Origin of the sequence: Pseudomonas lini (genome assembly GCF_001042905.1) — a bacterium.
GTDB classification, from domain to species: Bacteria; Pseudomonadota; Gammaproteobacteria; order Pseudomonadales; family Pseudomonadaceae; genus Aquipseudomonas; species Aquipseudomonas lini.
This window is the reverse complement of sequence record NZ_JYLB01000013.1, coordinates 38,770-52,548: the sequence shown is the minus strand read 5'-3', so window position 1 is coordinate 52,548 and position 13,779 is coordinate 38,770. Positions and strand designations below refer to the sequence as shown.

Annotated in this window: 7 protein-coding genes; 4 read left to right on the top strand and 3 right to left on the bottom strand. The window is 59.7% G+C overall.

Translation table 11 applies throughout. The features are described 5' to 3' along the window. Positions 1 to 39: 39 nt before the first annotated feature. The 4 genes from glgX (at position 40) to TU81_RS27775 (ending at position 5,746) form a co-directional block, all read left to right on the top strand. Entirely contained in the window at positions 40 to 2,199 is a 2,160-nt protein-coding gene (gene glgX / locus TU81_RS27790; RefSeq protein ID WP_038983511.1) for a glycogen debranching protein GlgX, read from the top strand. Between the two features lie 270 nt (positions 2,200 to 2,469). Continuing rightward, positions 2,470 to 3,228: a PIG-L deacetylase family protein gene (locus tag TU81_RS27785; protein WP_038983513.1), complete on the top strand. Its 759-nt coding sequence runs from the start codon at positions 2,470 to 2,472 to the stop codon at positions 3,226 to 3,228. 221 nt (positions 3,229 to 3,449) lie between these two features. Next, positions 3,450 to 4,250, top strand: a complete 801-nt coding sequence (locus tag TU81_RS27780) for an endonuclease/exonuclease/phosphatase family protein (RefSeq protein ID WP_048397658.1) — start codon at positions 3,450 to 3,452, stop codon at positions 4,248 to 4,250. 428 nt (positions 4,251 to 4,678) lie between these two features. Further along, complete coding sequence (locus TU81_RS27775; RefSeq protein WP_048397657.1) at positions 4,679 to 5,746, top strand: autotransporter domain-containing protein; 1,068 nt, start codon at positions 4,679 to 4,681, stop codon at positions 5,744 to 5,746. Between the two features lie 133 nt (positions 5,747 to 5,879). On the opposite strand, the gene glgB is transcribed toward TU81_RS27775, so the two are convergent. From glgB to TU81_RS27760, 3 genes are all read right to left on the bottom strand, one after another. Next, on the bottom strand, positions 5,880 to 8,111 hold the full coding sequence (glgB, locus tag TU81_RS27770; protein WP_048397655.1) for a 1,4-alpha-glucan branching protein GlgB: 2,232 nt from the start codon (positions 8,109 to 8,111) through the stop codon (positions 5,880 to 5,882). Positions 8,112 to 8,113: 2 nt separating this feature from the next. Continuing rightward, on the bottom strand, positions 8,114 to 11,455 hold the full coding sequence (gene treS, locus TU81_RS27765) for a maltose alpha-D-glucosyltransferase (RefSeq protein ID WP_038983520.1): 3,342 nt from the start codon (positions 11,453 to 11,455) through the stop codon (positions 8,114 to 8,116). Between the two features lie 163 nt (positions 11,456 to 11,618). Next, positions 11,619 to 13,616: an alpha-1,4-glucan--maltose-1-phosphate maltosyltransferase gene (locus TU81_RS27760; RefSeq protein ID WP_048397654.1), complete on the bottom strand. Its 1,998-nt coding sequence runs from the start codon at positions 13,614 to 13,616 to the stop codon at positions 11,619 to 11,621. Between the last annotated feature and the right edge of the window lie 163 nt (positions 13,617 to 13,779).

Sequence of the window (13,779 nt, the reverse complement as noted above, 5' to 3'; positions counted from 1 at the left end):
CATCGCAGTCGAGTACCGTCACCCCATGCAGGAGCAACTATGAGCAGTCCAAAGAAAACCGCGCCCGAACCTCGTGCCGAGGCCTCGCGAATCCGTGAAGGCTTGCCCTTCCCGCTAGGCGCGACCTGGGATGGCCTGGGGGTCAATTTCGCGCTGTTTTCGGCTAACGCGACCAAGGTCGAACTGTGCATCTTCGACGATTCCGGCGAGGTGGAACTGGAGCGTATCGAGTTACCGGAATACACCGACGAGATCTACCACGGCTACTTGCCCGACGCCCATCCGGGGTTGATCTACGGCTATCGCGTGTACGGTCCTTATGACCCGGCCAACGGTCATCGCTTCAACCCCAACAAGCTGCTGATCGATCCCTACGCCAAGCAATTGGTCGGCCGATTGAAGTGGTCCGAAGCGTTGTTCGGCTACACCATCGGCCACCCCGACGCCGACCTCAGTTTCGATGAACGGGACAGCGCGCCCTTCGTGCCCAAATGCAAAGTGATCGACCCGGCTCACACCTGGGGTCATGACCATCGTGTCAGCGTGCCGTGGGATAAAACGATCATTTATGAAACACACGTACGCGGTATCAGCATGCGTCACCCCTCCGTCCCCGAGAACCTGCGTGGCACCTTCGCCGGGTTGATGGTCGATGACGTGCTCGAACACATCCGCAAGCTCGGTGTGTCGACCGTGGAATTGCTGCCGATTCATGCCTTCGTCAATGACCAGCATCTGCTGCACAAAGGCATGACCAATTACTGGGGTTACAACAGCATCGCGTTCTTTGCCCCGGACCCACGCTACCTGGCCAGCGGCAAGATCGCCGAGTTCAAGGAGATGGTCGCGCACCTGCACGAGGCCAATCTGGAAGTGATCCTCGACGTGGTCTACAACCACACCGCCGAGGGCAACGAACAAGGCCCGACCCTGTCGATGCGCGGCATCGACAACGCCTCCTACTACCGCTTGATGCCCGACGACAAGCGCTACTACATCAACGATTCCGGGACCGGCAACACTCTGGACCTGAGTCACCCATGCGTGCTGCAAATGGTCACCGACTCCCTGCGTTACTGGGCCACGGAAATGCATGTGGACGGTTTCCGTTTTGACCTGGCGACCATCCTCGGCCGTTACCACGACGGTTTCGACGAGCGTCACAGCTTTCTCGTGGCCTGCCGTCAGGACCCGGTGCTGCGTCAGGTGAAGATGATTGCAGAAGCCTGGGATTGCGGCCCCGGCGGTTATCAGGTCGGGAACTTTCCGCCGGGTTGGGTTGAGTGGAATGACAAATTCCGCGACACCGTGCGCGCGTTCTGGAAAGGCGACGACGGCCAACTGGCGGACTTCGCCAGTCGCATGACCGCCTCCGGCGAGATGTTCAATCAGCGTGGCCGGCGGCCGTATGCCTCGGTGAACTTCGTCACCGCCCACGACGGTTTCACGATGAACGACCTGGTGTCGTACAACGACAAACACAACGAAGCCAACGACGAGAACAATCAGGACGGCAGCAACAACAACCTGTCCTGGAACCACGGTGTCGAAGGCCCCACCGACGATCCCGAGATCAATGAGCTGCGCCAGCGGCAAATGCGCAACTTCTTCGCCACCTTGCTGCTGTCCCAGGGCACGCCGATGCTGGTGGCCGGCGATGAGTTCGCCCGCACCCAGGAAGGCAACAACAATGCTTACTGTCAGGACAGCGAGATCGGTTGGGTCAACTGGGACCTGAGCGAAGACGGCAAGGCGCTGCTCAAGTTCGTCAAACGCCTGATCAAGTTGCGCCTGGCCTATCCGATCCTGCGTCGCGGGCGCTTCCTGGTGGGCAATTACAACGAAGACATCGGCGTCAAGGACGTGACCTGGCTGGCCCCGGACGGCAGCGAAATGTCCACCGAACAATGGGAGGAAGGCCATGGTCGTTGCCTGGGCATGCTGCTCGATGGCCGCGCCCAGGAAACCGGTATTCGCCGCAAGGGCGCCGACGCGACCCTGCTGCTGGTGGTCAACGCCCACCATGACATCGTCAATTTCCTCCTGCCGGAAGTGCCTGACGGCGGTTTCTGGACGTGCATGATCGATACCAATCAACCCTCGATTCGTGGCCAGGAACGCTTCGAGTTCGGTCACGAATATTCAGTCACCGGCCGTTCGCTGCTGCTGTTCGAACTGCAGCGTGAGGAAGACGAGTGACCTTCAGGGGCCATGCCAATCAACGGAACCTGTGGGAGCAGGCTTGTGTGGACTATTTGCGACACCTGACACAACTCGGATTAAAAAAGCCGTATCAGACCAAAGGCTGAGGCGACGAATAGCGTTCCATGAGCAATACTCTGCCCGCGGCAATCCAGGGTTCGGAGCGCTGCAATTGCTATTTACCCCGCCTTCACGGGTCTGCCAGGTTTGCTCCCCTGCAAGTAATGCGCATGACTGAGGGCAAGACAGAACAAGGAAGTAGCGCCTATGAAACCCGTTTCCATCAGTGAAAACAGTTTGCCCGCGCAGATCTGGAACAGCGCCCCGCAACTGGACAACATCCCTGTCATCAACACCGAAACGCTGGTCCCGGCTGGCGCTCGCGCGGTAGTCATCGCGCCGCATCCCGGCGATGAAGTGGTGACCTGCGGCGGCCTGCTACAGTTGCTGTGCTCCCTCGGTCATCCCCTGCAATTGATCTCGATCACCGACGGCAGCGCCAGTCATCCGGGGTCGCGACAGTGGTCGGAAAAACGCCTGAGCGTGTTCCGCCCCCAGGAAAGCGTCGAAGCCTTGCGCCGGCTCGGGTTGCCGATGCACAGCCTGAAGTGGATTCGCGGCGGCTTCACCGACAACGGTCTTACCGAGCGGGAGTCTGAATTGACCCAATTCATCCTCCGCTACCTGCGCCCTGGTGACGTGGTGTTCACCACCTGGCGCGAAGACGGCAACGTCGACCACGACGCCGTCGGCCGTGCCAGCGCCAGGGCTGTAGCCCTGGTTGGTGCGACGCTCAACGAAATACCGGTTTGGGCCTGGCACTGGCCGACACGTGATCGCGGGCTGATCCCCTGGCATCGCGCGCGCAAGGTACGCCTCGACACTTGGACCGTGGCGCGTAAAAGCCACGCCACCTACGCCTACGCCAGCCAACTCGACGGCGAGCCGGCGATCGGCATCGCCCCGCTACTGCCCCCGGTGATTCTGGAGCGCATGCGATTGCCGTATGAAATCGTGTTTGTCTGAAACATTCGAGGAAAGGCGATGGAGCTTTTGTGGCGAGGGGGCTTGCCCCCGTTGGGTTGCGAAGCGGCCCCAAAAGTTTTGCGACTGCTCCGCAGCCGAACGGGGGCAAGCCCCCTCGCCACAATAGTCCGCTCCCACATTGGATTGGCGGCGCTCAAACTGAACTGCTCGCCCGTGTATCAGTCGCATGGAAACAGCAGCCCTGATTCAGAGGAGTGAACGTGACCAGCGATGCCGAACGACAGGCCGTCGAATCAACGCCACCGAACACGCCTCCGGCGATTCATCGACTGAGAGTGCTGACGGTCAACACCCACAAAGGCTTCACCGCCCTCAACCGGCGCTTCATCCTCCCGGAACTGCGTGAAGCGGTACGCAGCACGTCGGCAGACCTGGTGTTTCTGCAGGAAGTGGTCGGTGAGCACGACCGGCATTCTTCCCGCTACAACGATTGGCCACAAACCTCGCAATACGAGTTTCTGGCCGACAGCATGTGGAGCGACTTCGCTTACGGTCGCAACGCGGTCTACCCCGACGGCCACCACGGCAATGCCCTGCTGTCGAAATACCCGATCCGCGAATTTCGCAACCTCGACGTCTCGATCACCGGTCCCGAGCGACGCGGGTTGTTGCATTGTGTGCTGGATGTGCCGGGCCATGCCGAAGTGCATGCCATTTGCGTGCACCTGAGCCTGTTGGAAAGCCATCGACAACTCCAGCTGCAGTTGCTCTGCCTGTTGCTCGAATCGCTGCCCGATGAGGCCCCGGTAATTATTGCCGGCGACTTCAACGACTGGCAGTTGCAAGGCAACGCCACCCTCGCCCGGCGCGACTACCTGCATGAAGCCTTCGAACGCCATCATGGCCGACCGGCGAAAACTTACCCGGCGCGTTTTCCCCTACTGCGCCTGGACCGGATCTACCTGCGTAATGCCAGTAGTCATGAACCGCGAATACTCGGCCACAAACCCTGGACGCATCTGTCGGACCATTTGCCGCTGGCGGTGGAGGTGCGCCTGTAACAGCGTCAAGCGGCAGTCGCCAAGGACTGCCAACGCTGACAGAAAAAATGACAGCAATGGCGCGCCGACGCCGTTTGTTTATCCCGCACGGGATCATCCCCAAAACAACCGATAGCCCCCTACCCAGCGCGTCTGGCACGCGCCTTTCGCGATGATTTTTTGCACAAACAACAACTTATATACGCGCCAAAAATCAGTCACTTACAACGACTAAAATAGACATACCGCCTATCGGCCACTTTCTTGACGCAATGCCAGCAGTCTTCTTAGCTAGTGCTTACTACCCCCGGAAATCCACTAGGGGCAAGCCTCCAGACTCCTGTAAAAACAGGCGGGCCTGACCTTGCCTCAATCCATTCGGTCGCCCCTCATTCGGGGTAGGAGAGACGCCAAAGCGAGATAGGCATGCGATTGCAAGGTAGACCCCCATGAGAACTTCATTCACCTCACAAGAGATCAAAATCACTTTTTGCACTGTTACAGGTTCACTCCTGTTGTGCTCATCCATGGAGGTTCAGGCCTCGTCTGCCGAGGACCAAGCAACTCCTTGGTATAATCAGGAGTTACCGGGCCTCACCTTACCTGACGGCACCACCACCTCTGCGGGCCGTTTACGCGTTAATCCCGACATACAAAGCTCACACCTGACGGTTGAAGACGCCGCGCCTTCGGCCTGGGACCACGTCTACGGAAAGACCTCACGACAGGCCCAAACCGACTCTCTGGCCCAGGGTTCGTCTATCCCCGGCGCCAGCGAATTCAAAGGCCCGGCGTTGCTGACCGTAAAAAGCAACAGCGGCCATACCCAACGGGTCGGACTGATCGGCGGCACCACCCAACTCCTGGGCAATGAGAACGGTCTGCTGACCAGCCGCGCCCTTGCCGATCCCCGTCATGACACACTCAACCTTGAAGGCCAAAGTCTCGGCGCCTACTGGAGCCTGACCGGCCCGCAAGGCTGGCACGTGGACTTGTCGGCCAGCGGTGGCCGGGTCAACGGTTACAGTCGCAATGACCAAGGCGCGCGGCAAGCTACCGAAGGCAGCGCGGTGACGTTGTCGGTGGAAGGTGGTTTCCCGATTGGTCTGGGTAACAACTGGGTGATCGAACCCCAGGCGCAATTGATCAATCAGCGCATTACGCTGGATACGCCCTATGCCGGTTCTGGTAATGCGTCATCCAGCGACTTGACGTCCTGGAGCGGCCGGGTCGGTGCACGCTTGAAAGGCAGTTACGATATTAATGGCCTGCCAGTCGAACCGTATGTGCGGACCAACGTGTGGCACACGGTGTACACCGGTAATACCGTAAGCCTGGATCAGGTCGACAAAATCAGCAGCAGCCGTAAATCCTCGACGGTGGATGTGGGTCTGGGTTTGGTGGCCAGAGTGACGCCTTTGGTCAGCCTGTACATCAGCGCCGATTACAGCAGCGATGTGGATGACAATGATTTGAACGGGTTGATTGGCAGCCTTGGGGTGCGGATGCGGTGGTGAGTGCATGACTCAAGAAGCGCTTTGTTCGGTCTGGCCCCTTCGCGAGCAAGCCCGCTCCCACATTGGATTGTCGTCGTACACAAAGCCAATGTGGGAGCGGGCTTGCTCGCGAATGCAGCGACGCGGTTTTAGATCAACCCTCCGGACGCAAAATCAACACCCCCAACGGCGGCAGGTTCAACTCCAGAGATAGCGCCTGGCCATGGCTCGGCTCTTCGTCGGTGAACACTCCGCCGCCGTTTCCATAATTGGACCCGGCATAAGTATCGGCATCGCTGTTGATCAACTCGACCCAGCGCCCGGCAAACGGCACGCCGACGCGGTAGGACTGTCGCGGCACCGGAGTGAAGTTGGCCACCACCAACACCGGCCGCCCGTCCTTGCTCCAGCGCAGCCAGGCGTAGACGCTGTTGATCGCGTCATCGCCAATCAACCACTGGAAGCCTTGCGGCGCATCGTCCTGATCGTGCAGCGCCGGTTCTTCGCGATACAACCGATTCAGGTCACCGACCAGTTTGCGCACCCCTTGGTGTTCCGGGTATTGCAGCAGATACCAGTCCAGTTGCTGATCGTGATTCCACTCCCGCCACTGGCCGAACTCGCAGCCCATGAACAGCAGTTTCTTGCCGGGATGCGTCCACATGAAACTTAGATAAGCCCGCAGGTTGGCAAACTTCTGCCAGCGATCTCCCGGCATCTTGTCGATCAGCGAATGCTTGCCATGCACCACTTCATCGTGAGAAATCGGCAGGATGAAGCGCTCGGACCAGGCATACACCAGGCCGAAACTCAGCTCGTTGTGATGATGGGCGCGGTACACCGGATCCTGCTGAATGTAATGCAATGAATCGTGCATCCAGCCCATGTTCCACTTATAGGCAAAACCCAGCCCACCCTGTTGCGTGCTCTGGCTGACCCCCGGCCACGCCGTGGATTCTTCGGCAATCACCAACGCGCCCGGCGTTTCCAGAGCTACCACGTCATTGAGATGACGCAGAAAATCGATGGCTTCCAGATTCTCCCGACCGCCGTGACGGTTGGGCACCCATTCGCCGGCCTTGCGCGAGTAATCGCGATACAGCATCGACGCCACTGCATCTACACGCAGGCCGTCGACATGGAAATGTTTGAGCCAGTGCAACGCCGACGCCAGCATATAGCCGTGCACCTCGGTGCGGCCCAGGTTGTAGATCAGCGTGTCCCAGTCCTGGTGAAAACCTTCCTGCGGGTTGCCGTACTCATACAACGCGGTGCCATCGAACTGCGCCAGGCCGTGGGTATCGGTGGGGAAATGCGCCGGCACCCAATCGAGGATCACGCCGATCTCGGCCTGGTGACAGGCGTTGACGAAAGCGGCGAAGTCATCCGGCGAGCCGTAACGGGCGCTCGGGGCGAATTGCGACAGCAGTTGATAACCCCAGGAGCCACCGAACGGATGCTCCATGATCGGCATCAGTTCAATGTGGGTGAAACCCAGCTCCTTCACATAAGGAATCAGCCGTTCGGCCAACTCGGGCCAAGTGTACTGACGGGCGACCTCACCCAGGTCATCCAGCTCGCATTGCCAGGAACCGGCGTGTAATTCGTAAATCGACAACGGTGCGCTGGTTCGCTGACGTTCGCCCCGCGACTGCATCCAGGCGTGATCCTGCCATTCTATTTTCAGCGGCGAAGCGACTTTCGATGCGGTGTCCGGCGGCAGAGCGGTGGCGAGGGCCATCGGGTCGGCCTTGAGCGGCAGAATGCCGTGGGCGCCGAGGATTTCGTATTTGTAGGCCTCCCCCGCTTGCAGGCGCGGAATGAACAACTCCCAGACGCCGGAAGGATGGCGCAGACGCATCGGATGTCGGCGGCCGTCCCAGACGTTGAAATCGCCGACCACCGAGACCCTTTTGGCGTTCGGTGCCCACACAGCGAAGCGCACGCCGTCGACGCCATCGACCGTCTTCAGTTGCGCGCCGAGGCAACTGCTCAAGTCCCGGTGATTGCCCTCGGCGAACAGGTACAAGTCCATCTCGCCAAGTAACGGGCCAAAACTGTAAGGATCCTCGGCGAGTTGCTCGCCACCGGCCCAACGGGTTCGCAACTGATAGGGCCGGGCCCGCTCGAAGTGCCCGACGAACAGCCCCGGGGTTTGGGTGGTTTCAAGGCTGCCGAGCTCTTCCCCGGATTCCTTGTCCACTACCTGCACACTCAAGGCGTCCGGCAGATAGGCTCGAATGAATTGCCCGTCAGCGCCATCGCCGTGCGGGCCGAGAATTGCAAAGGGATCCCGATGCTCAGCGCGTACTAATGCGTCGATATCCCGCGCCCTGGGCAGCAGCGCCTCTTTAACGTGCCCCTGTTCCTTGTTCGAGATACTCATGACTACTCTCCACCAAGATCGGAAAAGGGTTTAAGCCCACTCAATAACCCGTACAGACCGTGCAACGGCACGGGCAGCCAGGTGGGGCGATTTTCAGCCTCATAGGCCACTTCATAAGCCGCCTTCTCCAGACCGAACAACGCCAGCGCGGCGTCCTCGCCTTCAGGATCTTGCCATGCATGAGCAAGACTAGCTGCCGCAAGCCGATAAGCGTGGACAAATGCTTGCCGCGCCTCTTTCAGATAACGCTCGGCGACCCGTTGACGCGCCGCCTGGGCATCGGCGGTGTTGTCGACGTTGTGCACGTTGATCGCCATCGCCGCGGCGTAATCGAAGGAACGCAACACGCCGCTGACATCTTTATAGGGGCTGTGTTTGCCCCGGCGCTCATGCAGCGGCCGCGCCGGTTCGCCCTCGAAATCGATCAGGTAGGCATCGCCCTTGATCACCAGCACCTGCCCCAGGTGCAAGTCGCCGTGGACACGGATGCGCAAACCACCCGCAGCTTTTTTACCCAGTTCCTGGATATGGCTGAGGATGGCTTTTTTGTTGTCCAGCAATCGATTGACCAATGCCTGATCCGCGGTGTTCAGTTCGGTTTGATGCTGCTTGAGCAACTTCAGGGCGTGTTCCAGTTGCGCCGCCACATCCTTGGCCGAGGCCACGGCATCTTTCTGCGTGGTGACCTGTGGAGCGAAGTCCGGGTTGGCGCTCGGGGCCGCCAACACCTGATGCATTTCTCCCAGACGCTGACCGAGCATGCCGGCAAAATCCTTCAGCTCGCCGAGGGCGTTGTAGTGCTGTTCCTGCTCCGACACGGCATCGGCGAGTTCGTCGCGAAGCGCCCGTTCGAGGTTGTTCTGGGTCCACTCCCACGCGTCGCCCTGATTGCTCAAGTAGCCTTGGGCGATCATCAACAGCGTGTCCTCGCCCGCCGCATCGCGACGAATCACCGCCCCCAGCAGTGGCGAAATATTGCTGAAACCGGCATGGGTCAGGTACGCACTCATTTCCAATTCCGGGTGCACGCCTGACGCGACCTTGCGGATCAGCTTCAGCACCAGGCTGCTGCCAATCACCACCGAACTGTTGGATTGCTCGGCGGACAGGTAACGCACCTCCGACTCGGCAGTCAGACCAAGTTTGGCCAGTTCGTCGGTAGGCTCGAAGCGGATCTCGCCGCCGTCGGACGGCAACACCATGCCAGCCTGCATGCTCTGCAACACGGCATGAACAAAGCTGTCGAGGCTGAAGGCGTCGGTGATCAAACCGACCTGACGCCCGCGCCGAACCCGGGCCAGCGCCAATTGCTGCGGCAAGGCCGCGCCGACCTGCTCCTCGGAAATAAAACCGAATGGCAACTGATAGCGGCTGGTCTGACCGCCGCTGGTGACGTCGATTTCACCCAACAACACCGGATGCTGCGGGTCGCCGAAACGCACGCCGTAAGCGAGGTTGACGTTGTCGATGATACCGTCCTTGCCGGCGTACCAGCGGCGATTCTGCAACCAGCTCGGCAGAATGCCCTGCTCCAGGGTGTGGCGGGACGGTGCTTCGAGCAGCTCTTCCATGCGTTTCTTCAGCACCAGGGTGGTGAAGTCCGGCAGGCTTTGCGCCGGTTCCACGTGCCAACTCGGCATTTGGTTTTCCGCCGCCAGACCGAACCAATAGAAACCGTATGGCGCCAGCGTCAGCAGGAAATTCAATTGGCCGATGGGCGGGAACGCATTGCCGCCAAGCATCTCCACCGGAACCATGCCGACGTAAGCCGACAGATCCAGCTCCGCCGCTTGCGCGCTGCGGGACACGTTGGCCACGCACAAAATAATCTCGTGTTTGCCGTCCGGCCCAGTGAATTCGCGGGTATACGCCAGAATCCGTCGATTGCTCGGCGAGAGCATTTTCAGCGTCCCGCGACCGAAGGCCTTGGACTGCTTACGCACCGCGAGCAGGCGCCGGTTCCAGTTCAACAACGAATGAGGGTCACCGGCCTGGGTTTCGACGTTGACCGACAGGTAGCCATAGAGCGGATCCATGATCGGCGGCAACACCAGGCTGGCCGGGTCAGCGCGGGAAAAACCGCCGTTGCGGTCGATCGACCACTGCATCGGCGTGCGCACACCGTCGCGGTCGCCGAGGTAGATGTTGTCGCCCATGCCGATTTCATCGCCGTAATACAGGGTCGGCGTGCCGGGCATCGACAGCAGCAGACTGTTGAGCAGTTCCACGCGGCGACGATCACGCTCCATCAACGGCGCCAGACGCCGACGAATCCCCAGATTGATCCGCGCCCGACGGTCGGCCGCGTAGTAATTCCACAGGTAATCGCGCTCCCGGTCGGTAACCATTTCCAGGGTCAGCTCATCGTGGTTACGCAGGAAAATCGCCCACTGGCAGTTGGCGGGGATTTCCGGGGTCTGACGCAAAATATCGGTGATCGGGAAGCGATCTTCCTGAGCCAGCGCCATGTACATGCGCGGCATCAACGGAAAGTGAAAGGCCATGTGGCATTCGTCGCCGTTCAGGCCCTTTTTGTCGGTGTCACCGAAGTACAGCTGAGTGTCTTCCGGCCACTGATTGGCCTCGGCCAGCAGCATGCGATCCGGGTAATTGGCGTCGATCTCGGCACGGATCTGCTTGAGAACGTCGTGGGTCTCGGGCAGGTTTTCGTTGTTGGTGCCATCGCGCTCGATCAGGTACGGGATCGCATCCAGCCGCAGACCGTCGATGCCCATGTCGAGCCAGTAACGCATTACCGACAGCACCGCTTTCATTACCTGCGGGTTGTCGAAATTCAGGTCCGGTTGGTGCGAATAGAAACGGTGCCAGAAGTACTGACCGGCCACCGGGTCCCAAGTCCAGTTGGACTTTTCGGTGTCGAGAAAGATGATGCGAGTGCCATCGTATTTCTGGTCGTTATCGGACCAGACGTAGAAGTCGCGGGCCGCCGAGCCGGGCTTGGCCTTGCGCGCGCGCTGGAACCACGCATGCTGGTCCGAGGTGTGATTGATGACCAGTTCGGTAATCACCCGCAGGCCGCGTTTATGGGCCTCGGCAATGAAGCGCTTGGCATCGGCCATGGTGCCGTAGTCAGGGTGCACGCCACGGTATTCGGCGATGTCATAGCCATCGTCGCGTCGTGGCGAGGGGTAGAACGGCAACAGCCAGATGGTGTTGACGCCCAGATCGGCAATGTAATCGAGTTTGGCGATAAGGCCGGGAAAGTCGCCGATCCCGTCATTGTTGGAGTCGAAAAAAGATTTAACGTGAACCTGGTAGATCACTGCATCCTTGTACCAGAGCGGGTCCTTGATGAAGGTGGCTGACCTGGGTTTCTTCGCCATTTGTAACTCCTGAAAAATTCTGGGAAAACATCAATTGCCTGAAAAAATGCGGTCAGTGTGGGAGCGGGCTTGCTCGCGAAGGGGCCATAACAGTCAGCATTGATGTCGCCTGACACACCGCTTTCGCGAGCAAGCCCGCTCCCACATTTGATCTTCGCCAGGCTCAGGAACTGGTAATCCTCCAAATCCCGAATGGTTGATGCCACGGTTCGATCCGCATGAACTGGTACTTGCCGTGCCAGGTCCAGCGGTGGCCGTTCATCAAGTCTTCGCCCTGCGTGCTGGCATCGTCGGGCAGGCCCATTTCCCACAGCGGCAATTCGAAATTCGCCTCTTGGGCGTGATGCGGATCGAGGCTGACCGCCACCAGAATGAAATTGCTGCCGTCGACGCTGCGTTTGCCGAAGTACAGAATGTTGTCGTTCCAGGCGTTGTAGACCTTCAGGCCCAAGTGCGTGTGCAACGCCGGGTTCTGCCGGCGGATGCGGTTGAGCTGGGCGATTTCGGCAATGATGTTGCCCGGCGCATTGAAGTCCCGTGGGCGGATTTCATACTTCTCGGAATTGAGGTATTCCTCCCGGCCCGGCACCGGAGCCGCTTCACACAGTTCAAAACCCGAATACATGCCCCACAGCCCGGAGCCCATGGTCGCCAGCGCAGCACGAATCAGAAAACCGGCACGCCCGGATTCATGCAGGAACGCCGGGTTGATGTCCGGTGTGTTGACGAAAAAATTAGGCCGGTAGCATTCACGCCACGGCGACTCGTTGAGTTCGGTGAAATAGGTCGCCAGTTCGGTCTTGGTGTTGCGCCAGGTGAAATAGGTGTAGCTCTGGGAGTAACCGACCTTGCCCAGGCGCGCCATCATCGCCGGCGTGGTAAAGGCTTCGGCCAGGAAAATCACCTCGGGGTACAGCGCCCGCACATCGGCGATCAGCCACTGCCAGAACGGCAACGGTTTGGTATGAGGATTGTCGACGCGAAACAGCTTCACGCCCTCCTTGACCCAACCGACCACGATGTCGCGCAGCTCGATCCACAGGCTGGGAATCGCATCCACGGCATAGAAATCGACGTTGACGATGTCCTGGTATTTCTTCGGCGGGTTCTCGGCGTATTTGATCGTGCCGTCTGGCCGCCAGTTGAACCAGCCCGGGTGCTGTTTGAGCCACGGGTGATCCTGGGAACACTGAATCGCAAAGTCGAGAGCGATTTCCAGCCCATGCTCGGCGGCGGCCGCAACGAGCCGGCGAAAATCTTCGCGAGTGCCCAGTTCCGAATGAATGGCCTCGTGCCCGCCCTCTTCACTGCCAATGGCATAAGGGCTGCCCGGGTCTTCGGGGCCGGCGGTCAATGAGTTGTTCGGGCCTTTGCGGTAGCTGCGGCCGATCGGGTGGATCGGCGTGAAATACAGCACGTCGAAGCCCATGTCCTGGATCATCGGCAGCCGCGAATGCACGTCGTTGAAGGTGCCGTGGCGGGCCGGATCATCGGTGATCGAGCGCGGAAACAGTTCATACCAACTGGCGAACTGCGCCAGCGCTCGCTCTACGTCCACCGGGTATTCAGGGCTCAGGTTCAGCGAGGGACGATGGTCGGCCTGGGCCATCAAGTCCGCGCTACGCTGGTGCAGAAACAAAGCGACCTGCTCGGTTTCGAGCAGACCGGACAATTCATGGTGCAACGCCGCCAGTTGTTCACTGAGCAGGCCTTCGGAACGTTCGGCCGCCTGCTGAACGTGAGTGCGCCCTTCCTGCAGCTCCAGGCTGACCGAGACGCCAGCGACGTGCTTTTTCTCCAGCTCATAACAAAAGCTGGCGAACTGATCGATCCAGGCTTCCAGGTAGAACACATAGCGGCCCTGCTTCTCGACACGGAACTGGCCCTGCCAGCCGTTATTGCCCAACTCGGCCATCACCTCGCTCTGCCAGGTTTCGTCGCCGTCGGCACGCCAGCGGATGCGCACAGCCAGTTTGTCGTGACCGTCGGCAAACACTTTGCTGGTCACCACCACGTCCTGATCAATCACGGCTTTAACGGCGAATTGCCCGCCATCGAGGATCGGCATGGTGTTTTCGATCACGATCCGCGGTAGCAGTAACGCCTGCGACAGCGGTATATGAGGGTTGTAGCTCAACTCTGTGGGTTTCTCAGCGGTCATCGAGCATCTCTCCTTAACGCCCCAAGGACGCTCTTGTGCCTGGTCGTCGTTCACACGAAGCGATCTGCCCCGGCATGAACTCACTTAAGTTCCGAACAGCAGGCGCCGGTAAAAGTTCAGAGGGATTTGCCAAGTCTTTCGGGGAATCAAATTCCCTGAGTAC